Below are 21954 nucleotides of genomic sequence, written 5' to 3'. Positions count from 1 at the left end.
CGCAACAGAAAGAGCCGATATATGGTATCCGCCGTCGAAAACATGGCCGCCAACACCAGCTGGTCTGCGTTGGGCAAGGCCACTGACCTGCGCAACCGAATCCTGTTCACGCTGGGCCTGCTGATTGTCTATCGCCTGGGCACGTTTATTCCCGTTCCGGGTATCGACGGCGCAGCGCTGCGTGACTTCATGGAAGGCGCAGGGCAGGGCATCGGCGGCATGGTGTCGATGTTCACCGGCGGCGCGCTGGGGCGGATGGGCATTTTTGCCCTTGGGATCATGCCCTATATTTCGGCCTCGATCATCATCCAGCTTCTGACCTCGATGGTGCCTTCGCTTGAGCAGCTCAAGAAAGAAGGCGAACAGGGGCGCAAGAAGATCAACCAGTACACCCGCTACGGCACTGTGGCGCTGGCGACCTTGCAGGCTTACGGCCTTGCGGTCAGCCTTGAGGCGGGCGATCTGGTCACCGATCCGGGCCTGTATTTCCGCATGGCCTGCCTGATTACGCTGGTCGGCGGCACTATGTTCCTGATGTGGCTGGGCGAACAGATCACCTCGCGCGGCATCGGCAATGGCATTTCGCTGATCATTTTCGTCGGCATCATCGCCGAAGTGCCCGCAGCACTGGCGCAGTTCTTTGCCAGCGGCCGCAGCGGCGCCATCAGCCCTGCGGTGATCGTCGGCGTGATAATTATGGTGATCGTGACCATCATGTTCGTGGTCTTCATGGAGCGCGCCCTGCGCAAGATCCACATTCAGTACCCGCGCCGTCAGGTCGGCATGAAGGTCTATGACGGCGGTTCGTCGCACTTGCCGGTCAAGGTCAACCCCGCAGGCGTTATTCCCGCGATCTTTGCGTCCTCGCTGCTGTTGTTGCCGGTGACCATCAGCACCTTTTCGGGCAACTCGACCAATCCGGTGATGAGCTGGCTGCTGGCCAACTTTGGACCCGGTCAGCCGCTGTACCTGCTGTTCTTCGTGGCGATGATTGTGTTCTTTGCCTATTTCTACACCTTCAACGTCAGCTTCAAGCCCGACGAGGTTGCCGACAACCTGAAGAACCAGAACGGCTTTGTGCCCGGTATCCGTCCTGGCAAGAAAACCGCCGACTATCTGGAATATGTGGTCAACCGCATTCTGGTGCTGGGCGCGGCCTATCTGGCGCTGGTCTGTCTGCTGCCGGAAATCCTGCGCAGCCAGTTTACCATTCCTTTCTACTTCGGCGGTACGTCGGTGCTGATCGTCGTTTCGGTGACCATGGACACCATTCAACAAGTACAGTCACACCTGCTGGCCCACCAATACGAAGGGCTGATTGAAAAATCGAACCTGCGTGGCAAAGGCAAAGGGGGAAAACCCCGCAAGAAACGGAGCCCCGTGCGTCGATGAATATTATTCTGCTTGGACCGCCAGGGGCGGGCAAAGGAACGCAAGCGCGCTTTCTGGTTGAAGAGCATGGCATGGTGCAGCTTAGCACCGGTGACATGCTGCGCGCCGCCAAGGAAAGCGGCACCAAGATGGGCGACATCGTGGCCGACGTGATGGCCCGTGGTGCGCTGGTGACGGATGATATCGTGATCGGTCTGATCCGTGAGCAGCTGAACACGGTCAAGGCGAACGGGTTCATCTTTGACGGCTTCCCGCGCACGCTGGCGCAGGCCGATGCGCTGACCAACCTGCTGGCGGTCGAAGGCGAAATGCTGGACGCCGTGATCGAGATGGAAGTGGACGACGAGGCTTTGGTCGCGCGGATCACGGCACGCTCGACTTGTGGCGATTGTGGTGAGGTTTACAACGACAACACCAAACCGCAGCCTGCCGACGGCAAGTGCAGCAATTGCGGCGCCTCTGATTTCCGCCGCCGCGCAGATGACAACGAGGACAGCCTCAGAACCCGTCTGATGGAATATTACAAGAAAACCTCGCCGCTGATTGGCTATTATTACGCCAAGGGCATGCTGACCAAGATCAATGGTCTGGGTGAGATTGACGAGGTGAAAGCGGCCATCGACAAGGCGCTTTCCTAGGTCACATACCCATAAAAGGGATTCACAGACTTTAGAAAACGTGATTCACTTTCCGGCAAATGTGGAGGTGAGAATGGCACGTTTTGATTTGACAGATTTTGAATGGTCGGTGATCCAGCCGTTGCTGCCGACGAAGGTGCGCGGCAAGCCGCGTGTGGATGACCGGCGGGTTTTGAACGGCATCTTCTGGCGCTTGCGGACTGGTGCGCCCTGGGCAGACATTCCTGCCCGATACGGGCCGCATACGACCTGTGTGAACCGCTTCAACCGCTGGCGGCGTGCGGGTCACTGGGCGCGTATTCTTGAAGCAATATCAGAGGCATATGAGGGTGAGGTGCAAATGATTGACAGCTCCTCCATCCGGGTACACCAACAGGGCGCAAATGGCCCTAAAAAAGGGGGCGATCCGATTGCCTGGGTCGCTCAAGGGGCGGGCTGACAACGAAAATCCACGCTTTGGTGGACGCGCTTGGCCGCCCGATCCGGCTCATGCTGACGGCTGGGCAGGCCTATGATGGACACGCGGCAGAGCAGATGTTGGATCGACTGAAAGAAGGCTGCAGCGTGCTGGCGGATCGCGCCTATGACAGCAACGCGATCCGTGATTTGATCGCCAAACAGAAGGCGCAAGCCGTGATCCCTTCGATGCCGCAACGCAATCCTGTCATCGCGCATGATCGCGAGCGTTACAAAGCACGCAACGCAGTGGAGCGTTTCTTCAACAAACTCAAAAACTTCCGCGCGGTAGCAACAAGATATGACAAACGCGATGATAATTTCCTCGCATCCATACAACTCGCGTCAATCAGGATCTGGTTGCGAACTTATGAGTCGGTGACCTAGGGTCCAGACCCTAAGCTTGGAGCAGGGACAGCAGGTATCAAACGGATCATCGCGGTAACGCTGTTCGGTTTGGCTGCCTTTCCTGCTTTGACGCGCCTGTAGCGCAGGCAAACGCTTCCAACTGCGGACCCAGGGTGCGCCAAGCACGAACCGTACGCCATTGGCGTGGCGGGCGGGCGCTTTTTACCTGTATTGCGCTTCTTTTTCCTTACACAAAGATCAGATCCTAAATTCCCCCTTGACCTCAAGCCGACTTGACTTTGTACAGCTTGCGCCCTGTCGAAACGTCAACGGAGCACGAGATCAATGACCAACCCCCACACATCACCAGTTCTAAAGGCGCAAAACAATGGCTGAGCTTTTCCGCGACGCCCTGATCATCGGAACCGGCGCCACGCTGTTCATGGATCTTGTTGCCCTTGTTCTGAAACACACGCTGGGCCTCCAGCCGCTGAACTATGCGCTGGTCGGGCGCTGGGGCATTTATCTGCTGCATGGGCGTTTGCGCCATCACCCGATCACCGCCAGCCCGTCCATTGCGGGCGAGCGTTGGGCTGGCTGGGGCCTGCACTACCTGACGGGCGTGGTGTTCGCCTGTATTCTGTTGTGGCTGGTCGGGAACCAGAACCCGCTGCGGTTTGACGTGGCCCTGACGTTCGGGGCGCTTAGTGTGCTGGCGCCGTTCCTGATCCTGCAACCGGGCATGGGGGCAGGGCTGGCCGCACGGCGCACGCCGCAGCCCGGCCTTGCGCGCCTGAAAAGCCTGCTGGCGCATCTGAGCTTTGGCGCGGGGCTTTGGGTGGCGGCCTTTTGCTGGAATGCGGTGTCCTGAGCGCCCCGCCGCCGCTGCCGGGGGCAGGGAATTTGCAACCGGCACGATATCGTGGCAAAGCTGTGCACGCAGACATAACGCGGCATTTCATGCACGCCACGATGTCCATTTGCGGGCGCGCACAGCCCTTTGTGGTAAGGTCACGGCTTCCTTATCCACAGGGGGGTTGACCCCACCCCAAAGGCCACATAATTAGCCCTATCTCGAAAGAGAATCGCAGTGTTCCGACCGGGTCGCGCCCGACAGGAACAGATCACCTGATCAGCGGCGGCCCGTAGCAGAAATGCTTCGGGCTTATGTTGTGAAAAAAGGGCCCGGAACTACGGGCTCGCAACGAAAAGGAAAATGACACGTGGCACGTATCGCCGGCGTTAACATCCCCACTGCAAAGCGGGTCCCAATCGCCCTCACCTATATCACCGGTATCGGTAACACTTCGGCCAAAGCCATCTGCGAAGCAGTTGGCATCGACGCATCGCGTCGTGTGAACGAACTGTCCGACGCCGAAGTTCTGAAAATCCGCGAGCACATCGACGAAAACTACACCGTCGAAGGTGACCTGCGTCGTGACACGCAGATGAACATCAAGCGCCTGATGGACCTGGGCTGCTACCGTGGCCTGCGTCACCGTCGCAACCTGCCCGTTCGTGGTCAGCGTACTCACACCAACGCACGTACTCGCAAAGGCCCCGCAAAGGCCATTGCCGGTAAGAAGAAATAAGGGAGGCTCTGATCAATGGCACGCGATAAGACACGTACAAAGAAAAAAGAGCGCAAGAACATCGCCGCTGGTGTGGCGCATGTGAACTCTTCCTTCAACAACACCAAGATCCTGATCTCGGACGTTCAAGGCAACGCGATTGCATGGTCGTCCGCAGGCACCATGGGCTTTAAAGGGTCGCGTAAATCGACACCTTACGCTGCCCAGATGGCCGCCGAAGATGCAGGCAAAAAAGCACAAGACCACGGCGTGAAAACGCTGGAAGTCGAAGTGCAAGGCCCCGGCTCGGGTCGTGAGAGCGCATTGCGCGCCCTGGCGGCTGTCGGTTTCAACATCACGTCGATCCGTGACGTGACACCGATGGCCCACAACGGCTGCCGTCCGCCGAAACGCCGCCGCGTCTAAGCTGATTTTTACCTTCGGGGCTGCGTGTCTGCACGCGGCCCCGATCCGCTTTTTTGAAACCTCGGGAGTCTGCTCCTTAAGGACATGGGGAACAGACAAGAATGGAGGGACGCATGATCCACAAGAATTGGGCTGAACTGATCAAGCCTCAGCAGCTTGACGTGAAACCGGGCAACGACCCGGCGCGTCAGGCCACAGTTGTCGCCGAACCGCTGGAACGCGGCTTTGGTCTGACAATGGGCAACGCCCTGCGCCGCGTGCTGATGAGCTCGCTGCAAGGTGCGGCCATCACATCGGTGCAAATCGACAACGTGCTGCACGAGTTTTCCTCGGTGGCCGGTGTGCGCGAAGACGTGACCGACATCATCCTGAACCTCAAGGGCGTGAGCCTGAGCATGGAAGTCGAAGGGCCCAAGCGCCTGTCGATTTCGGCAAAAGGTCCGGGCGTTGTCACTGCCGGCGACATCTCGGAAAGCGCGGGCATTGCGATTCTGAACCGCGAACATGTGATCTGCCACCTGGATGACGGTGCCGATCTGTACATGGAACTGACCGTAAACACGGGCAAGGGCTATGTCGCAGCCGACAAGAACAAACCCGAAGACGCGCCCATCGGTCTGATCCCGATCGACGCGATCTATTCGCCTGTCAAACGCGTCAGCTATGACGTGCAGCCGACGCGCGAAGGTCAGGTTCTGGACTATGACAAGCTGACCATGAAGATCGAAACAGACGGCTCGCTGACGCCGGACGACGCCGTGGCCTTTGCCGCGCGTATCCTGCAAGACCAGCTGGGCATCTTCGTCAACTTCGACGAGCCGGAATCGGCTTCGCGTCAGGACGACGACGACGGTCTCGAGTTCAACCCGCTTCTGCTGAAGAAAGTGGACGAGCTGGAACTGTCGGTACGTTCGGCCAACTGCCTGAAGAACGACAACATCGTCTACATCGGCGACCTGATCCAGAAAACCGAAGCAGAAATGCTGCGCACCCCGAACTTTGGCCGCAAGTCCTTGAACGAAATCAAGGAAGTGCTGTCGGGCATGGGTCTGCACCTTGGCATGGACGTCGAGGACTGGCCACCAGACAACATCGAGGATCTGGCGAAGAAATTCGAAGATTCCTTCTAAGACGACCCCGAGGCGGGGGAGACCCCGCCCCGGACCACGACTGGGCCACAAGCCCCAAGGAGAGCCCAAGACACGCATCGCGGGCCAGACAAAGCAAAACCGCCCGTAGAGGGCACATCTAGGAGAACGAACATGCGTCACGCACGTGGATACCGCCGCCTGAACCGCACACACGAGCACCGCAAGGCGCTGTGGGCAAACATGGCCGGCTCGCTCATCGAACATGAGCAAATCAAGACAACCCTGCCCAAAGCGAAAGAGCTGAAGCCGATCATCGAGAAAATGATCACGCTGGCGAAACGCGGTGACCTGCACGCCCGTCGTCAGGCCGCAAGCAAGCTGAAACAAGACGCTTTCGTCGAGAAACTGTTCGCAGTTCTGGGCCCGCGCTACAAAGACCGCCAAGGTGGTTACGTGCGCGTGTTGAAAGCCGGTTTCCGTTACGGTGACATGGCGCCCATGGCGATCATCGAATTCGTGGACCGCGACCGCGACGCCAAAGGCGCCGCAGACAAAGCGCGTCTGGTCGAAGTCGAAGCCGAAGATTGATTTTTGGTCGGACCTGCGGGTCTGGACATCGAAACGCCGCTCCTGAACAGGGGCGGCGTTTTGCGTTTGGTGGGCAGTTGCTCGGTTGTTGACTGACACAAAGCGGAAACCGGACGTTCGCGCAAAGCGCAGAGAATGACGGCTTCGAGTCCAAAGTGACTTAACCACACAGGGCGGCGCCTGACCGCGGGTGGGCATCACCACATGGGTGGATGCCACTTAATTTCTATGCTTTGGCGTGGGGATGAAGAGGCGCAAGACGGTGAGGAAGCGCCCGCCCATGGGGCGGTCGGGCGCTGCCCGGCAGCTCTTCGAGCCTTGCTTCCGGGCTTTGGTGAATTGCCACAAAGTCCACACTGCGGCCCCTCGGTAGAAAACTTCCGAAGGGCCGGTTAGGACCAATATTGCAGTCCTTGCGGGTTTCCGAAAATCAGCCGCATCGCGTCAAAGATGCACGACCTTCGCGCCTAGGGTCTGGACCCATTAACCTTATGTCGTCAGCGGCAATTTCGCGAAATTTCAGTGGTTTGGGTCGTGCTGCCAATAGTGGTTCTATTTGCAAGCGGCCCAAGACACTGAAATGAAGTGAAATTGCCGCCCTGCGGGTTTGACGGATTTTCCCGCAGCCTGCGGCGCATCTGTTTGAAATAGAACCACTATTCTTGCACAGATGCTGCTTGTCAGCGGAAAAATCTGTCAAACTGACAACGTAAGATTAATGGGTCCAGACCCTAAGCCGCTTCCAGCGCGTGCTTCACGATCTGTTCAATCTCGTGCACGGGATGGTTGGTCAATGTCTTGGGGATTTCCGCGACGATCTTGCTGGTCACTTCCACATGCATGTCATCGCGCAGAACGCCCAGCACCTGCGGGCTGGCCACGATCACCAGCTTGTCGAACAGCCCCTTGTGCGCCGCCTTGTACAGCAGGTCGGACAGGTCCTTGGCAAAGCGGTCCTTGGCCAGTTCGTGCCAGTCGGTGTCATCCAGCGCCGAACGTTGGTTCATCCCGCCATCCTGCATACGTCCGGGGCGATTGGCCGATTGCGCGCTGTCTGACGGGTTGTCCTGCTGCTCGGTGTCCGTGACCTCGAAATTCGGATCTTGCAGGTCGGTCAGATTGCGCATGAACAGTGCTTTTTCGCTGTCTGTCACAACGATCCATGTGCCTTTTGCCAGTTTTGCCATCTCGTATGTCCTTTCATGAACAGTTTCATTGGACAAACGGATGGGGCGGGGCGCTGGTTCCGAGCGGGGCGGCACATTGCCGTGTCATGCGCGTGCGGCGTCGCCAGACCGCCCGCGTCTTGCAATTGCCGTCCCGTCTGGGCATATCCCAAGAGCAAACCGGAGGTGCCATGAGACGTTTCATCCTTGCCGCTACGTTGGTTTTCACAGCCCTGGGCGCTCAGGCGCAGACCATGGACAAGGTTCCGCAAAGCCAGGGCGAAATCTCGCTCAGCTTTGCCCCCGTGGTGCGACAGGCGGCCCCCGCCGTGGTCAACATCTATGCCAAATGGGTGACCGAGGGACGCCAGACCCCGTTCATGAACGACCCATTCTTTGACCGCTTCTTCGAGGGTATGGGCCAGCGCGAGCCGCGTGTGCAAAGCTCGCTTGGCTCGGGTGTGATCCTCAGTGCCGACGGGCTGATGGTCACCAACTATCACGTCGTCGGCATGGCCACCGAAATCCGCGTGGTGCTGAGCGACCGCACAGAATATGCCGCCGACGTGCTGCTGGCGGACGAAGACAGCGATCTGGCGGTGCTGCAACTGGTCGGCGCGCATGATCTGCCCTTTGTCACCCTGCGCGACAGCGCCACCGTCGAAGTGGGCGAACTGGTGCTGGCCATCGGCAACCCCTTTGGCGTCGGGCAAACCGTGTCCAGCGGCATCGTGTCTGGCCTCGCGCGGTCGGGCGGGGCCGGGGGCGCGGGGCATGGGTATTTCATCCAGACCGACGCGCCGATCAACCCCGGCAACTCGGGCGGGGCGCTGGTGGACATGGGCGGCCGCGTGATCGGCATCAACACCCGCATCGTCAGCAAATCGGGCGGCTCGAACGGCATCGGCTTTGCGATTCCGGCGGGGCTGGTGCACAGCTTTGTCGAACAGGCGCGGGCGGGGGCCACCTCCTTTGGCCGTCCGTGGGCGGGCATGTCGGGCCAGCCGGTCGACTTCGACATGGCGCAGTCGCTGAACCTGCCGTCGGTCAGCGGTATCGTGGTGTCGGGCCTGCACCCCAGCAGCCCGTTCCTGACCGCAGGATTCGAGGTCGGCGACGTGATCGCCGCCGTCGACGGGTTGCCGGTGAACACGCCGTCGGAAATGGTCTATCGCATGACTGTTGCGGGCCTTGGAAAGACCTCGCAGATCACGCGGCTGCGTGACGGCAAGGCAGAGGATATCGCGGTGGAACTGGTGGCCGCACCGGATGAGCCACCCCGCGATCCGCACAGCTTTGGACCGCAGTCGCGCTTTCCCGGCCTGACCGTGGCGCGCATCAATCCGGCGGTGATTGCCGAAATGAACCTGCCGATCGAGGCCGAGGGCGTTGTTGTCACGCAACTGGAAGGCCCCGCCGCCCGTTCGGGACTGCGCCCCGGCGACATCATCGAAACGCTGAACGATGTGGCGATTACCGATCCGGAAACGTTCCGGAAAACGCTTGAGGCTTCGGGCCGCTGGTATGCCTTCGGGCTGATCCGTGACGGGCGTCGTGCCGGACTGCGGTTGCGCGGTGGCTGATCTGTTTGACACCCCCGGCGGACCGGAAGCGCCGACCAAGGGCCGCCCGCTGGCGGACCGTCTGCGTCCTGCGCGGCTGGACGAGGTGATCGGACAGGATCACATCCTTGGCCCCGACGCGCCGCTGGGCGTGATGCTGGCAGGGGACACCCTGAGTTCGTTGATCTTCTGGGGACCGCCCGGCGTGGGCAAGACCACCATCGCGCGGTTGCTGGCGGGGGAAACTGATCTGCATTTCGTGCAGATCAGCGCGATCTTTACCGGCGTGCAGGACCTGAAGAAGGTTTTCGAATCCGCCCGCATACGCCGCCAGAACGGGCAGGGCACATTGCTGTTCGTTGACGAGATTCACCGTTTCAACAAGGCGCAGCAGGATGGGTTCCTGCCGCATATGGAAGACGGCACAATCCTGTTGGTGGGGGCCACCACCGAGAACCCCAGTTTCGAGCTGAACGCCGCGCTTATGTCCCGCTCGCAGGTTCTGGTGTTGCAGCGGCTTGAGCTGAAAGACCTTGAACGGCTGGCGCAACGCGCTGAGAAAGAGCTGGGCCGCGCCCTGCCGCTGGACGGCCCCGCGCGCGAGGCGCTGCTGGAAATGGCGGACGGGGACGGGCGGGCGCTGCTGAACCTGATTGAACAGGTCAGCGGCTGGAAGGTTGACGGCAACCTTGGTCCCGACGCGCTGGCCACCCGCCTGATGCGCCGCGCGGCGCAATATGACAAAAGCGGCGAACATCACTACAACCTGATCTCGGCCTTGCACAAATCGGTGCGCGGGTCCGACCCCGATGCGGCGCTCTACTGGTTCGCGCGGATGCTGGAGGGCGGCGAAGACCCCCGCTATCTGGCGCGGCGCATCACCCGCATGGCGGTCGAGGACATCGGCCTGGCCGATCCCAACGCCCAGGCCGTGTGCCTGCAAAGCTGGGAAACCTATGAACGGCTAGGCAGTCCCGAGGGCGAACTGGCGCTGGCGCAGGCGCTGACCTATCTGGCGCTGGCACCGAAATCGAACGCCGCTTACGTCGCCTACAAAGCCGCGCGTCAGGCTGCGAAAAAGACCGGCTCGATGATGCCGCCCAAACACATCCTGAACGCGCCCACCGGCCTGATGAAGGATCAGGGCTACGGCTCGGGCTATGCCTATGACCACGACGCCGAGGACGGGTTTTCAGGGCAGAACTATTTCCCCGACGGGATGAAGCGGCCGGTTCTCTACAATCCGGTCGAACGCGGGTTCGAGAGGGACCTGAAAAAGCGGCTGGATTACTTCGTTAAATTGCGGGCCAAGCGGGAAGGGTGAGGTCCGATGACAGGCTGAATGGGTCCAGACCCTAGCAGGGGCGGCGAGGGTCGAAAGAAGAGGTCAGGGTGACATAAACCTGCATCACCGGTCCTCTATAATGTTATCGACGGTGCGGGTCCTTTGCCGGAAGAGCATCGCGCAAGTCCTCGGCGTTTTTCCATTCGGGTTTGGCGCTGGCCCCTGTTTCGTCCGGTATGAAAGAGGAAGCAGCAGCTTTGGTCAAATCGGGAATATAGCGCGGACAGTTTGGGAAGATCTCGTCGGCGTCGACACGCACGGTCAGCTTGTGGCCTTCCTTCGTTGGGCCGTCGACAAGAGTGCAATTGCCATTGACGCGCAGACGCTTTGGCCGAGCGCCAAATTCAATGAACAGAAGTCCGATTCGCGGTGATTTCAGTGCATTGCCAAGGCTGCGATACATCGAGTTTCCATCAAAATCCGCCCACTCAAGTCGCGTCGGACCTGTGACTTGCACGAAGCCGGGCGCTCCGCCCCGAAAGGAACAGTCCACGCTTTGTCCGTATGCCGTAGCAATGAAAAAGAACTCTGCATTTTCTATGAAGCTGACGTCTTGCTCCCGAAACTCGGGAAGCCGCCGATGCTTTTCCAATGCATCTGCCATTCGGCGGCCATCAAACCTGTCCTGCAACGCACGGTGACCATCGTGAAACATGCTGGTTGATTGCTCTGACATCTTCAAACCTCGCAGTTGACTGATAACAGACTACCACACTTTCTTGCGGTCTAAAGGTCCGCTGTGTCCGGCTCACCGAAGACGTAGATTGGCGCGGGCGACCGCTCCGAAGGCTGTCCATGTTCCCCGTGCGCGCGGCCAAAGCCTGACGCTGCGCGGTTTGGTGACTGGCTGGACCTGTGCGGGGTTTGCCTGACACGGCGCGCTGAGCGGATGCAGGCTCCGCGCCGGACCTGCCAAAGCGTTCCGGCAGGCGAAAGCCGAGGAAAACTTGACTCTTCCGCGTGGCCGCGCGATGGACGCGCCATGATCTCGACCCTGACCCTCGTTGCCCTCGGCGGTGCCATCGGTGCCAGCCTGCGCTATTTGTTTGGCGTGGCCGTGATGCGCGTGGTTGGTGCGACCCAATTCCCCCTTGCGATCATCGGGGTGAATGTCATCGGGTCGGTGCTGATGGGGGTATTCGTGGTGGCTGCGGCGCAGCGGGGGCTGACGCATCTGTCGCCCCTGGTGATGACCGGGCTGCTGGGCGGGTTCACCACTTTTTCCGCCTTTTCGCTGGAAACCGTCGGCCTGATCGAGCGGGGCCAGTTCGGCCTTGCCGCGGCCTATGTCACCCTGTCCGTGGGGTGTTCGGTGCTGGGCCTGATGCTGGGCATGATACTTGCCCGAGGAGCTTTTGTATGAGCCGTGTTCAAACCGTCACCGTGGCCCCGGACGAGGCCGACCAGCGCCTGGACCGCTGGATGAAGAAACGCTTTCCGCAGGTCAGCCAGGGCATGATCGAGAAATTCTGCCGCAAGGGTGAAATCCGTGTCGAAGGCGGGCGGGTGAAATCCGCGACCCGTCTTGAGGCGGGGCAAAGCGTGCGCATTCCGCCGCTGCCCGACGAAGCCGCGCCGGTGATCCAGCGCACGCGGATTTCGGATGCCGATGCCAAGATGATCCGCAACTGTGTGATCTACCGCGACGATCATGTGATCGCGCTGAACAAGCCCCCCGGTCTGGCCGTGCAGGGTGGATCGGGGCAGGCGGATCGCCATGTCGATGCGCTGTCGGATGCGCTGATTTTCGATGCCGAGGAAAAGCCGCGCCTTGTGCACAGGCTGGACCGCGACACGTCGGGCGTGCTGCTGCTGGCGCGCACGCGGCTGGCGGCCAAGGCGCTGACCGCGTCGATGCGCCACCGCGAAACCCGCAAGATTTACTGGGCCATCGTCGCCGGTGTGCCCACGCCCTATCTGGGCGAGGTCCGTTACGGGCTGGTCAAGGCCGGTGGCCACGGCAAGGGCGGCGAGGGCGAAAAGATGATCGCGGTGCATCCGCGCGACGTGGACAGCACGCCGGGCGCGAAACGGGCCCACAGCCTCTATGCTACGCTGTTCCGCGTGGGGTCGCGCGCGTCGTGGGTGGCACTGGAGCCGATCACAGGCCGCACCCACCAGCTGCGCGCGCATATGGCCGAAGTGGGCCACCCGATTGTCGGTGACGGCAAATACGGCGGTTCGGGTCAGGAAAACCTGGGCGACGGCTGGGGCGCACAACTGGGCGGGATCATCTCGAAAAAACTGCACCTGCACGCGCGGATGATGCGGTTCGAGCATCCCCACACCCGCAAGGTGATCACGATCACGGCGGAACTGCCCGACCACATGGCCCACAGCTGGGAGACCTTTGGCTGGACCGAGGATCTGGCCGCAGAAGACCCCTTTGAGTCGTTGCAATGACGGCACCGCTGCGGCTGGTGATATTCGACGTGGACGGCACGCTGGTCGACAGTCAGGGGCATATCGTGGCCTCGATGACGGCGGCCTTTCAGGCGCTGGGGGCCGCGGTGCCCACGCGCGAGGCGATTCTTGGCATCGTGGGGCTGTCGCTGGATGTTGCAGTGCCGCGTCTGGCCCCCACGCTGTCCGGTGCGCAACATGGCGCGTTGGTGCAGGGGTACAAGGACAGCTACATGGACATGCGCCTGTCGCACGGCGCGGCGGCGGCCTCGCCCCTGTATGCGGGCGCGCTTGAGACCTTGGAAAAGCTGCACCAGCACGACGACATCCTGCTGGGCGTCGCCACGGGCAAATCCAAACGCGGCCTTGATGCGCTGATCGAGGCGCACGGGCTGGAGCGGATGTTCGTCACCCGCCAATGCGCCGATTTCCATCCGTCGAAACCGCATCCGTCGATGATCCACACCGCCCTGAGCGAGGCGGGCGTTGATGCGGCCAATGCGGTGATGGTGGGCGACACCAGCTTTGACATGGACATGGCGCAGGCCGCCGGTGTGGCGGGCATTGGCGTCACATGGGGCTATCACGCGCCTGCTGCCCTCACGGCAGCCACCCACATCGTGCAGGACTTTGACGCCCTGCACAGCACGATCACGACACAATGGAGCCTGCCCGTATGAGCGAGTGGAAGCAAAAGAAGTTCTGGACCAGGTCCGAAGTGACCGAAGCCGAGGGCGGCTTTGGCGTGGCACTGGACGGGCGTGGTGTGAAAACCCCGGCCAAGGCGCCGCTGGTGGTGCCGTCGCGCAGAATGGCGCAGGCGATTGCCGATGAATGGGCCGCCCAGGAGGGCACGGTCGACCCCACCACCATGCCGTTCACCCGCAGCGCCAACGCGGCCATCGACAAGGTGCACGTGCAACACGCCGAGGTGGCCGATCTGGTGGCAGCCTATGGCGACGCCGATCTGCTGTGTTACCGCGCGGCCAGCCCCGAGGGTCTGGTGGCCCGTCAGGCCGAACGCTGGGACCCGCTGCTGGACTGGGCGCATGTGGCGCTGAATGTAAAGCTTGCGACCCTGCAAGGGGTCATGCATGTGCCACAAGACCCGTCGGCGTTGGCGGCTTTGGCGCAGCGCACACACGCGCTGGATGCCTTTGAACTGACCGGATTTCATGATCTTGTCAGCCTGTCGGGGTCGCTGATTATCGGTTTTGCAGCCTTGCACGACGCAAGGGAAGCCTCGGAATTGTGGCACCTGTCACGTCTGGACGAGGAGTGGCAGGCCGAGTTCTGGGGCAATGACGACGAGGCCGACGCCGAAGCCGCGATCAAGAAGGCCTCGTTTTTGCACGCAAAATCCTTTGTGGATGCCCATCGGGCGGGCTAATTCCGCTGCACACAAGAAACTTGGGCCGCTGTCGGTTCTAATGCTTTGTTTTCCCGTTTCCTCCCCTTGACGTAGCAAGCTGAATCCGACCACACTCGGGCCTATCAGCAAGGGTCTTGCCCTTGTTCGTTATTGCTTCGGGCTGCAAAAGCCGGTTGCGTCACCCGAACGGGGTGGAAAATCAGGAAGAGGTAAAAATGAAAAAAACGATAATTTTTAGCGCGTTGACAGTCGCCGGCTTTGCGGCCGGTGCAGCAGCAGCTGGAACACTTGATGACGTCAAGGCACGCGGCAAGCTGAACTGCGGTGTTGTGACCGGTCTTGCCGGTTTCGGTGCGCCCAACGCTGACGGCCGCTGGGAAGGTTTCGACGTGGATCTGTGCCGCGCGGTTGCTGCGGCTGTTCTGGGTGACGGCGACGCTGTTGAATTTGTTCCAACGACCGCCAAAACACGCTTTACCGCGCTGGCGTCGGGCGAAATCGACATGCTGGCGCGCAACACCACATGGACCTTCTCGCGCGATGTCGATCTGAAGTTCACCTTTGTCGGCGTCAACTATTATGACGGTCAGGGCTTCATGGCGCCCAAGGCGCTGGGCGTTTCGTCAGCCAAGGATCTGGACGGCGCGACTGTCTGCATCCAGACCGGCACAACAACCGAGCTGAACCTGGCGGACTTCTTCCGCACCAACAACATCAGCTACGAGCCGGTGCCGATCGAAACCAACGCCGAAGCGCAACAGCAGTATCTGGCTGGTGCCTGTGACGTGTACACAACCGACGCATCGGGTCTGGCGTCTTCACGCGCCACATTCGAAAACCCCGGCGACCACATCCTGCTGCCTGAAATCATCTCGAAAGAGCCGCTGGGCCCGTTGGTCCGTCACGGCGATGATGAATGGGGTGACGTTGTGCGCTGGACGCTGAACGCCCTGATTGCTGCGGAAGAGCTGGGCGTGACCTCGGCCAATGTCGGCGAAATCGGCAACAGCACCAACAACCCCGAGATCAAGCGTCTTCTGGGCACCGAAGGTACGCTGGGTGAAATGATGGGCGTTGACGCGGACTGGGCTGCCAAGGCCATCGCGGTTGGCGGCAACTATGGTGAAATCTTTGCCAAGAACATCGGCGAAGAAACACCCATCGGTCTGGCCCGTGGCCTGAACGCACAGTGGACGAACGGCGGCCTGATGTACGCGCCTCCGTTCCGTTAATTTGAACTGCCAAAGGGCGCGGGACACCCCCGCGCCCTTTGCGCAACCGGCATAGTTGCCGAACAAAGACGACAAAATGAACCGGCCGGAAGAAGCATCAAAAGATGCACAGGCACGGGACACAGGGAACAGTTTCATGACAACACTCACCGACCCCCCCAAGGGTGCGTTCCGGCCATCTATGCTGCTGTACGATTCGCGCTATCGCTCGCTGACGTTGCAGGCGATTGCGGCCATCGTTCTGGGGCTGTGCTTTTTGTACCTATATTCGAATGTCGCCGCCAACCTGCGCGCTGCGGGTCTGAATATTTCCTATGACTTCCTGGGAAATACCGCCGGCTATGACATCAACCAGACGCTGATCGACTATTCCAGCCAGTCCAGCAACTGGCGCGCGGCGGTTGTCGGCATTCTGAACACGTTGCTGGTGGCCTTTCTGGCCTGTGTCACCGCCACCATCTTTGGCGTTCTGGCCGGTGTGCTGCGGCTGTCGCCAAACTGGCTGGTGCGCAAGTTGATGGCGTTTTACGTCGAGATTTTCCGCAACATTCCGGTGCTGATCTGGATCATCATCATTTTCACCATCATGACAGCGGTGCTGCCTGCACCCAGCGCATTCCGTGGCGAGAACCCCGACAGCACGATGCTGTTCGATCTTGCGGCCTTTACCAACCGCGGGGTCTATATTCCCGGCCCCTATTTCACACGCGGTTTCGGTGCCGAGGGCAATGGCGCGCTGAACTGGTTGCTGGTTATCGCGGTTTTGCTGGGGTCGCTGTTTGGAACGCGCGCCGTCACGGCGTCGGCCAATGCCAAACAGGCGGCCACCGGCCTGCGTCCCAATACGCTGTGGGTGAACCTTGGTATCTGGTTCGTGCCGATCATCGTGGTGCTGTTTGCACTGGGTCTGACCTGGGATTACCCTGCGCTCAAGGGCTTTAACTTTCAGGGTGGCCTGAAAGTTGGCGGTCCGCTGATTGCGCTGTGGTTTGCCCTGTCGATCTATACCGGTGCCTTTATTGCGGAAAACGTCCGTGCGGGTATTCAGGCCGTGTCCAAGGGCCAGACCGAAGCTGCCGCCGCCCTGGGCCTGCGTCCGCGCCGTGTCATGGGCCTTGTGGTGCTGCCGCAAGCCCTGCGGGTCATCATCCCGCCGCTGATTTCGCAGTATCTGAACATCACCAAGAACTCGTCACTGGCAATCGCGGTGGGCTATGCCGACATCACGGCGACGCTGGGCGGGATCACCCTGAACCAGACAGGCCGCGCGATCGAATGCGTGCTGCTGTTGATGCTGTTCTATCTGACGATCTCGTTGCTGATTTCGGCGTTCATGAACGTCTACAACAACAACATGAAGCTGAAGGAGCGCTGAGCCATGTCAGATACACATGCAGAATCCATCCGCTTCGTGCGTGAAACAACCTTGCCGCAGGCGGAGCCGCCCGTGGCCGAACGGGGCATCTATAAATGGGGCCGAGAGAACCTGTTTGCCACGCCCGCCAACGGCCTGCTGACGCTGGTATCGCTTTATGTGATCTATCTGGTGCTGTCGGGGGTGCTGCCGTGGTTGTTGAACGGGGTGTGGAACGCCAGCAGCCTGTCTGAATGCCGCGAGATTCTGGCGGGTGAGACAGGCGGCTGTTTTGCTGTTCTGGTCGACCGCTGGTCGCAGCTGTTCTTTGGCTTCAAATACCCGTCGGATCAGTACTGGCGTCCGACACTGGCCTTTGCACTGTTCTTTGTTGCGGTGGCGCCTGTGCTGTTCTTTGATCTGCCGCGCAAGATGTTGGCCTTTACAGCAGTCTTTCCGTTTCTGGCCTATTGGCTGATCTGGGGCGGTCCGGTTCTGGTGCCTGTCTTTGCCTTTGTTGGCGTTGTCGTGGGCTATCTGGTCTATGCCCGTCTGGTCACCCAAAGCTTTGCCGGCGGTTTCTTTGGCGGCGTGGCGGCGGCAGCGGTGACATGGTTCATCGGCGGCTATCTGGTCGAATGGACCAGCGGACCCACGTCGATGCTGGAAGCGGTGCCAAGCCGCGATCTGGGCGGCTATATGCTGAACTTCATGCTGGGTGTAACCTGTGTGTCGCTGTCGGTGCCCATCGGCATCGCGCTGGCGTTGGGGCGGCAATCGTCGATGCCGTTTATCAAATGGGTCAGCGTGGTGTTCATCGAATTCATTCGCGGTGTGCCGCTGATCACCCTGCTGTTCGTGGCAAGCGTGATGCTGGCCTATTTCTTCCCGCCTGAATCGACGGTTGATCTGTTCCTGCGTGTGGTCATCATGATCACCATGTTCTCCTCGGCCTATATCGCCGAGGTGATCCGGGGCGGTCTGGCGGCCCTGCCCAAGGGCCAGTACGAGGCGGCCGACAGTCTGGGGCTGGATTATGCGCAGGCCATGCGTTTGATCATTCTACCGCAGGCGCTGAAAATCTCGATCCCCGGCATCGTCAACATCGCGGTGGGCCTGTTCAAGGACACCACGCTGGTTTCGGTGATTTCCATGTTCGACCTGGTCGGCATGATCCGGGGGCCGATTCTGGCCTCGACTGACTGGAACGGCGTTTACTGGGAATTGCTGGGCTTTGCCGCGCTGCTGTTCTTTGTCGTTTGCTACGGCATTTCGCAATATTCGCAGTGGCTGGAACGCCGTCTTGCGACAGACCACCGTTAAGAGAAAGGTTCAGACATGACTGAAGCCGTAAAGACCCCCGCCCAAATGGCCGTCTCTGACGAGGTGGCGATTTCGATCCAGAAGATGAACAAATGGTACGGATCGTTCCATGTGCTGCGCGACATCGACCTGACGGTCAATCGCGGCGAACGCATCGTGATCTGCGGGCCTTCGGGCTCGGGGAAATCGACGCTGATCCGGTGCATCAACGCGCTGGAAGAGCATCAGAAAGGGTCGATCGAAGTGGATGGCACATTGCTGTCCTCGGACCTCAAGAACATCGACAAGATCCGGTCCGAGGTTGGCATGTGCTTTCAGCACTTCAACCTGTTCCCGCATCTGACCATTCTGGAAAACTGCACGCTGGCTCCGATCTGGGTGCGCAAGACGCCCAAGAAGGAAGCCGAGGAAATCGCGATGCATTTCCTGGAAAAGGTGAAGATCCCCGATCAGGCCGACAAATACCCCGGCCAGCTTTCGGGCGGTCAGCAACAGCGTGTGGCCATCGCCCGCAGCCTGTGCATGCGTCCGCGCATCATGCTGTTCGACGAACCCACATCGGCGCTGGACCCCGAGATGATCAAGGAGGTTCTGGACACCATGATCGAGCTTGCCGAAGAGGGCATGACCATGCTGTGCGTCACGCACGAGATGGGCTTTGCCCGTCAGGTGGCGAACCGCGTGATCTTTATGGATCAGGGGCAAATCGTGGAACAGAACGAGCCCGAAGAGTTCTTTAACAACCCGCAGTCGCCCCGGACCCAGCTGTTCCTCAGCCAGATCCTCGGGCACTAAGGGTACGCCTGCGGGCGCGGCCTACATCACATCGCCGGGAACGGCAAAATCCATCGGCTGGCCTGTGTGCCAGCCGATGCTTTTCCAGCTGTCGACATCGAACCGCACCACCAGCGTGGCACAGGTGGGATAGTCGGCATAGCGCGGGTGCACGGGCTGGGTGGCACACAGCCGCCATGCCATGTCACCGATACCGGGATTGTGGCCCAGCAACAGAACCGTGGAGGCGGTGGCTTTGCGCAGCAGGCCGAACATCACATCGCTGCTTTTCAGATACAGGTCGCGGGTTATCGCCGCAGGCACGTCAAAGCCCAGCCGTTCAAAGGTTTCGACGGTGCGCGCCGCCGACGATACCAGCGCAGCGTCCGGCAGATGGCCCTGTGCCCTCAGCCAGTTGCCCATGGCGGTGGCCGCATAGCGTCCGCGTGCGTTCAGGGGGCGGGCGTGGTCGCTGAGCTCGTCGTGGTTCCAGTCGGATTTGGCATGGCGCATCAGGATCAGGGTGCAGGTCATGTCGGGCAAAAGGCTTTCATGTGGAAACGGGATTGGGAATCGGGTCGGTCAAATTTCCGGCTGACGGGGCAGGCGCGGCGCACCTTGCAGCCTTTGGTCATGCAATCGGCACCTGCTTCGGTGCGCAGGTAGGTTTTGCAGGCCGGAACGTCATAGGGGGGTGTGGCGGACAGGGCCCCGACCGGACAGGCGGCAATACAGGGTTTGGTGGTGCAGCTTTGGCAGGGGCTGGTTGTATGGGCGATTGGAAAATCGGGAATGTTGTCAAATATCAGGGCCCCCCGTATCGAAATCATCAAACCGGCTACATCATGCACCATCATGCCCACAGGGCTTTGAAAAAAGCGACCCGTGTCCATCGCCCAAGCAATAAATGGCGCATAGGGTGGCCCGTCCGAGGGAAAGGCGGTGGTCGCGCCAAGGGTTTCGGCCATGGCGCCGATGATGCGTTTCGACCAGCGATCCAGCGGGTTGGCAAGGCCGTCGTGGTATTCCGGGCTGGCAATGAACACCTCCCAAAACTCTGCGTCGCAGCCGACCAGCACGCGCCCGCCGCTGACGCCCATCACCATCAGCCCGTGCTGTGCGCAGGTGTCAGAGATCGCGGCCAGCGTCATTTGCGCGCAAAGGGCAGGGCCAGTGACCAGCCAAGACGGGCGGGGCGGTCGTCCTGCCATTCCAGACCGGTCTGCATGTCGTCATGGCCCCCCTGCGGCTGGGCAATGTAGGTGCCGAACAGCCGGTCCCAGACCGACAGGGAAAAGCCGTAGTTGCTGTCATGCTCGGCGCGGTGCACCGAATGGTGCACGCGGTGCATGTCGGGGGTGACCAGCACGCGGCGCAGGGGCGCGTCCAGCCACGCGGGCAGGGCGATGTTGGAATGGTTGAACATGGCGGTGCCGTTCAGGATGACTTCGAACAGGATCACGGCCAGCGCGGCGGGGCCCAGCAGATAGACCAGCGCGATTTTCAGCAGCATCGACAGGGCAATTTCCAGCGGGTGAAAGCGGATTGCCGTGGTCACGTCCATATCGACATCGGCGTGGTGCACCCGGTGCAGCCGCCACAGCAGTGGCACCTTGTGTGTCACCAGATGTTGCGCCCAGATCGCCAGATCAAGGATCAGCACCGCCAGCGTGATTTCCAGCCAGACGGGCCAGTGCAGCAGGTTGAACAGCCCCCAGCCGTTCGCCGCCGCATCCACCGCCGCCCCGACGGCCAGCAAGGGCAGCGCGAGCGCCAGCAGGCGCAGGGTGGCGGTGCTGGCAAGGATGATGGCCCAGTTGGTCACCCAACGCCCTGTGCGCCCCTGTGCGCGTGCGCGGCGGGGGATCAGCACCTCGGCGAGCGCCAGAAGGGCGAACAGGCCCAGAAAAACGCTCAGGCGAAGGGTGGTTTCATGTTCCATGGCTCTTAGGTAGCGCCACAGGGCGCGCCTGCCAAGCGGCGGCGCGTCACAAGCACGTCAGGGTGTCAGCGGCGGATGATGCTGCCCGCGCCGTGGTCGGTGAACAGTTCCAGAAGACAGGCATTGGGTGCCCGCCCGTCCAGAATAACAACCGCCCGCACGCCCGAGGCGATGGCGTCCAGCGCCGTTTCGGTTTTTGGGATCATGCCGCCCGCGATCGTGCCGTCGGCGGTCATCTCGCGGATTTGCGCGGCGGTCATTTCGGTCACGACCTCGCCTTCGGCGTTTTTCACGCCGGACACGTCCGTCAGCAACAACAGCCGGTCGGCCTTGAGCGCGCCGGCAATGGCACCCGCTGCCGTGTCGCCATTGATGTTAAAGGTTTCGCCGTTCGCACCGGACCCCAGCGGCGCGATGACCGGAATGATCTCCTGCGCGAACAGGGTTTCCAGAATGCGCGGGTCCATCTTGCTGGGCGTGCCGACCAGACCCAGCGCGGGATCGGTGGGGATACATTCTATCAGGTTCGCATCCTTGCCCGACAGGCCCACAGCACGACCGCCCTGGGCATTGATCGCCTGCACGATGCGTTTGTTGACCAGACCGGACAGGACCATTTCGACCACGTCCATCGTTGCCTTGTCGGTGACGCGCTTGCCGTTCACAAACTCGGACTTGATGTCCAGTTTCTCCAGCATGGCGTTGATCATCGGCCCGCCACCGTGCACGATCACGGGGTTCACGCCCACCTGCCGCATCAGGACCACATCGGCGGCAAATGTCGCCATCGCCTCGTCGCTGCCCATCGCGTGACCGCCCAGCTTGATCACCACACGCGCGCCGGAATACCGCTGCATATAGGGCAGTGCCTGGCTGAGTGTGCGGGCTGTGGCGATCCAGTCGCGGTTCATATCTTGCTTTCTCATGTGCTTACCTCGTGCCCTGTTATCGACAAAGGCTGTGGGGCCTGC

At 60.8% G+C, this 21954-nt stretch carries 23 protein-coding genes and 1 pseudogene; 18 read left to right on the top strand and 6 right to left on the bottom strand.

From position 1 onward, the window contains the following. The first annotated feature begins 21 nt into the window (after positions 1–21). From secY to rplQ, 8 genes and pseudogenes are all read left to right on the top strand, one after another. Positions 22–1392: a preprotein translocase subunit SecY gene (gene secY, locus DSM107133_RS15100; protein WP_114292520.1), complete on the top strand. Its 1371-nt coding sequence runs from the start codon at positions 22–24 to the stop codon at positions 1390–1392. Then, entirely contained in the window at positions 1389–2030 is a 642-nt protein-coding gene (locus DSM107133_RS15095) for an adenylate kinase (protein WP_114292519.1), read from the top strand. Before secY ends, DSM107133_RS15095 begins: the two co-directional genes overlap by 4 nt. A gap of 67 nt (positions 2031–2097) precedes the next feature. Further along, positions 2098–2873: pseudogene (locus DSM107133_RS15090) on the top strand (IS5 family transposase). A 349-nt stretch (positions 2874–3222) separates the two neighbouring features. Beyond that, on the top strand, positions 3223–3705 hold the full coding sequence (locus DSM107133_RS15085; RefSeq protein WP_114293953.1) for a DUF2938 family protein: 483 nt from the start codon (positions 3223–3225) through the stop codon (positions 3703–3705). 352 nt (positions 3706–4057) lie between these two features. Further along, positions 4058–4426 carry a 30S ribosomal protein S13 gene (rpsM, locus tag DSM107133_RS15080; RefSeq protein ID WP_028957259.1) on the top strand — a complete coding sequence of 123 codons (369 nt, stop codon included), beginning with the start codon at positions 4058–4060 and terminating at the stop codon, positions 4424–4426. 15 nt (positions 4427–4441) lie between these two features. Then, the gene (gene rpsK / locus DSM107133_RS15075) at positions 4442–4831 is read left to right on the top strand and encodes a 30S ribosomal protein S11 (protein WP_028957260.1); all 390 of its coding nucleotides are present in this window, start codon (positions 4442–4444) and stop codon (positions 4829–4831) included. A gap of 113 nt (positions 4832–4944) precedes the next feature. Further along, positions 4945–5961: a DNA-directed RNA polymerase subunit alpha gene (locus tag DSM107133_RS15070; RefSeq protein WP_114293954.1), complete on the top strand. Its 1017-nt coding sequence runs from the start codon at positions 4945–4947 to the stop codon at positions 5959–5961. A 132-nt stretch (positions 5962–6093) separates the two neighbouring features. After that, the gene (rplQ, locus tag DSM107133_RS15065) at positions 6094–6510 is read left to right on the top strand and encodes a 50S ribosomal protein L17 (RefSeq protein ID WP_028957262.1); all 417 of its coding nucleotides are present in this window, start codon (positions 6094–6096) and stop codon (positions 6508–6510) included. Between the two features lie 731 nt (positions 6511–7241). Here rplQ and DSM107133_RS15060 read toward each other — a convergent pair. Next, a complete protein-coding gene (locus DSM107133_RS15060; protein ID WP_243253565.1) occupies positions 7242–7697 on the bottom strand; it encodes a host attachment family protein in 456 nt (151 codons plus the stop codon). A 170-nt stretch (positions 7698–7867) separates the two neighbouring features. On the opposite strand from DSM107133_RS15060, the gene DSM107133_RS15055 reads away from it, so the two are divergent. Together DSM107133_RS15055 and DSM107133_RS15050 are read left to right on the top strand one after the other, a co-directional pair. Then, positions 7868–9259 carry a trypsin-like peptidase domain-containing protein gene (locus DSM107133_RS15055; protein WP_114293955.1) on the top strand — a complete coding sequence of 464 codons (1392 nt, stop codon included), beginning with the start codon at positions 7868–7870 and terminating at the stop codon, positions 9257–9259. Beyond that, complete coding sequence (locus DSM107133_RS15050; RefSeq protein ID WP_114293956.1) at positions 9252–10562, top strand: replication-associated recombination protein A; 1311 nt, start codon at positions 9252–9254, stop codon at positions 10560–10562. The genes DSM107133_RS15055 and DSM107133_RS15050 overlap by 8 nt, the downstream gene beginning before the upstream one ends. A gap of 103 nt (positions 10563–10665) precedes the next feature. Here DSM107133_RS15050 and DSM107133_RS15045 read toward each other — a convergent pair whose 3' ends face one another. Then, entirely contained in the window at positions 10666–11238 is a 573-nt protein-coding gene (locus DSM107133_RS15045; RefSeq protein ID WP_243253564.1) for a pyridoxamine 5'-phosphate oxidase family protein, read from the bottom strand. A gap of 327 nt (positions 11239–11565) precedes the next feature. Here DSM107133_RS15045 and crcB point away from each other — a divergent pair, with 327 nt between their 5' ends. From crcB to DSM107133_RS15005, 8 genes are all read left to right on the top strand, one after another. Beyond that, entirely contained in the window at positions 11566–11946 is a 381-nt protein-coding gene (gene crcB / locus DSM107133_RS15040; RefSeq protein WP_114293958.1) for a fluoride efflux transporter CrcB, read from the top strand. Then, positions 11943–12986 (top strand): RluA family pseudouridine synthase, encoded by a 1044-nt coding sequence (locus DSM107133_RS15035; RefSeq protein ID WP_114293959.1) that lies wholly within the window; start codon positions 11943–11945, stop codon positions 12984–12986. The genes crcB and DSM107133_RS15035 overlap by 4 nt, the downstream gene beginning before the upstream one ends. After that, complete coding sequence (locus DSM107133_RS15030) at positions 12983–13666, top strand: HAD-IA family hydrolase (protein ID WP_114293960.1); 684 nt, start codon at positions 12983–12985, stop codon at positions 13664–13666. Before DSM107133_RS15035 ends, DSM107133_RS15030 begins: the two co-directional genes overlap by 4 nt. Then, entirely contained in the window at positions 13663–14376 is a 714-nt protein-coding gene (locus DSM107133_RS15025) for an ATP12 family protein (RefSeq protein WP_114293961.1), read from the top strand. The genes DSM107133_RS15030 and DSM107133_RS15025 overlap by 4 nt, the downstream gene beginning before the upstream one ends. 197 nt (positions 14377–14573) lie before the next feature. Then, a complete protein-coding gene (locus DSM107133_RS15020; protein ID WP_114293983.1) occupies positions 14574–15590 on the top strand; it encodes an amino acid ABC transporter substrate-binding protein in 1017 nt (338 codons plus the stop codon). Positions 15591–15726: 136 nt separating this feature from the next. Then, entirely contained in the window at positions 15727–16965 is a 1239-nt protein-coding gene (locus tag DSM107133_RS15015; RefSeq protein ID WP_114293984.1) for an ABC transporter permease subunit, read from the top strand. 3 nt (positions 16966–16968) lie between these two features. Next, positions 16969–18267: an amino acid ABC transporter permease gene (locus tag DSM107133_RS15010; protein ID WP_114293962.1), complete on the top strand. Its 1299-nt coding sequence runs from the start codon at positions 16969–16971 to the stop codon at positions 18265–18267. A 15-nt stretch (positions 18268–18282) separates the two neighbouring features. Further along, positions 18283–19062 (top strand): amino acid ABC transporter ATP-binding protein, encoded by a 780-nt coding sequence (locus tag DSM107133_RS15005; RefSeq protein ID WP_275890937.1) that lies wholly within the window; start codon positions 18283–18285, stop codon positions 19060–19062. A 21-nt stretch (positions 19063–19083) separates the two neighbouring features. Here the strand turns inward: DSM107133_RS15005 and DSM107133_RS15000 are convergent, their stop codons facing one another. The 4 genes from DSM107133_RS15000 to argB all read right to left on the bottom strand — a co-directional run bounded on the left by DSM107133_RS15000 (position 19084) and on the right by argB (position 21909). Then, on the bottom strand, positions 19084–19575 hold the full coding sequence (locus tag DSM107133_RS15000) for a histidine phosphatase family protein (RefSeq protein ID WP_114293964.1): 492 nt from the start codon (positions 19573–19575) through the stop codon (positions 19084–19086). After that, on the bottom strand, positions 19572–20192 hold the full coding sequence (locus DSM107133_RS14995; protein ID WP_114293965.1) for a ferredoxin: 621 nt from the start codon (positions 20190–20192) through the stop codon (positions 19572–19574). Before DSM107133_RS14995 ends, DSM107133_RS15000 begins: the two co-directional genes overlap by 4 nt. Further along, positions 20189–20983, bottom strand: a complete 795-nt coding sequence (locus DSM107133_RS14990) for a sterol desaturase family protein (protein ID WP_114293966.1) — start codon at positions 20981–20983, stop codon at positions 20189–20191. Before DSM107133_RS14990 ends, DSM107133_RS14995 begins: the two co-directional genes overlap by 4 nt. A 65-nt stretch (positions 20984–21048) precedes the next feature. Continuing rightward, a complete protein-coding gene (gene argB, locus DSM107133_RS14985) occupies positions 21049–21909 on the bottom strand; it encodes an acetylglutamate kinase (RefSeq protein WP_114293967.1) in 861 nt (286 codons plus the stop codon). Positions 21910–21954 lie beyond the last annotated feature (45 nt).

It is taken from the genome of Pseudosulfitobacter sp. DSM 107133 (assembly GCF_022788695.1).
Classification (GTDB): Bacteria; Pseudomonadota; Alphaproteobacteria; order Rhodobacterales; family Rhodobacteraceae; genus Pseudosulfitobacter.
This window is presented reverse-complemented; position numbering and strand designations above follow the sequence as displayed.

Bases quoted from the DNA above. Each gene is read 5' to 3' on its own strand.
- secY (WP_114292520.1), top strand. From the start codon at position 22: ATGGTATCCGCCGTCGAAAACATGGCCGCCAACACCAGCTGGTCTGCG.
- DSM107133_RS15095 (WP_114292519.1), top strand. From the start codon at position 1,389: ATGAATATTATTCTGCTTGGACCGCCAGGGGCGGGCAAAGGAACGCAA.
- DSM107133_RS15085 (WP_114293953.1), top strand. From the start codon at position 3,223: ATGGCTGAGCTTTTCCGCGACGCCCTGATCATCGGAACCGGCGCCACG.
- rpsK (WP_028957260.1), top strand. From the start codon at position 4,442: ATGGCACGCGATAAGACACGTACAAAGAAAAAAGAGCGCAAGAACATC.
- DSM107133_RS15070 (WP_114293954.1), top strand. From the start codon at position 4,945: ATGATCCACAAGAATTGGGCTGAACTGATCAAGCCTCAGCAGCTTGAC.
- rplQ (WP_028957262.1), top strand. From the start codon at position 6,094: ATGCGTCACGCACGTGGATACCGCCGCCTGAACCGCACACACGAGCAC.
- DSM107133_RS15060 (WP_243253565.1), bottom strand. From the start codon at position 7,697: ATGGCAAAACTGGCAAAAGGCACATGGATCGTTGTGACAGACAGCGAA.
- DSM107133_RS15055 (WP_114293955.1), top strand. From the start codon at position 7,868: ATGAGACGTTTCATCCTTGCCGCTACGTTGGTTTTCACAGCCCTGGGC.
- DSM107133_RS15045 (WP_243253564.1), bottom strand. From the start codon at position 11,238: ATGTTTCACGATGGTCACCGTGCGTTGCAGGACAGGTTTGATGGCCGC.
- crcB (WP_114293958.1), top strand. From the start codon at position 11,566: ATGATCTCGACCCTGACCCTCGTTGCCCTCGGCGGTGCCATCGGTGCC.
- DSM107133_RS15035 (WP_114293959.1), top strand. From the start codon at position 11,943: ATGAGCCGTGTTCAAACCGTCACCGTGGCCCCGGACGAGGCCGACCAG.
- DSM107133_RS15030 (WP_114293960.1), top strand. From the start codon at position 12,983: ATGACGGCACCGCTGCGGCTGGTGATATTCGACGTGGACGGCACGCTG.
- DSM107133_RS15025 (WP_114293961.1), top strand. From the start codon at position 13,663: ATGAGCGAGTGGAAGCAAAAGAAGTTCTGGACCAGGTCCGAAGTGACC.
- DSM107133_RS15020 (WP_114293983.1), top strand. From the start codon at position 14,574: ATGAAAAAAACGATAATTTTTAGCGCGTTGACAGTCGCCGGCTTTGCG.
- DSM107133_RS15015 (WP_114293984.1), top strand. From the start codon at position 15,727: ATGACAACACTCACCGACCCCCCCAAGGGTGCGTTCCGGCCATCTATG.
- DSM107133_RS15010 (WP_114293962.1), top strand. From the start codon at position 16,969: ATGTCAGATACACATGCAGAATCCATCCGCTTCGTGCGTGAAACAACC.
- DSM107133_RS15005 (WP_275890937.1), top strand. From the start codon at position 18,283: ATGACTGAAGCCGTAAAGACCCCCGCCCAAATGGCCGTCTCTGACGAG.
- DSM107133_RS15000 (WP_114293964.1), bottom strand. From the start codon at position 19,575: ATGACCTGCACCCTGATCCTGATGCGCCATGCCAAATCCGACTGGAAC.
- DSM107133_RS14995 (WP_114293965.1), bottom strand. From the start codon at position 20,192: ATGACGCTGGCCGCGATCTCTGACACCTGCGCACAGCACGGGCTGATG.
- DSM107133_RS14990 (WP_114293966.1), bottom strand. From the start codon at position 20,983: ATGGAACATGAAACCACCCTTCGCCTGAGCGTTTTTCTGGGCCTGTTC.
- argB (WP_114293967.1), bottom strand. From the start codon at position 21,909: ATGAGAAAGCAAGATATGAACCGCGACTGGATCGCCACAGCCCGCACA.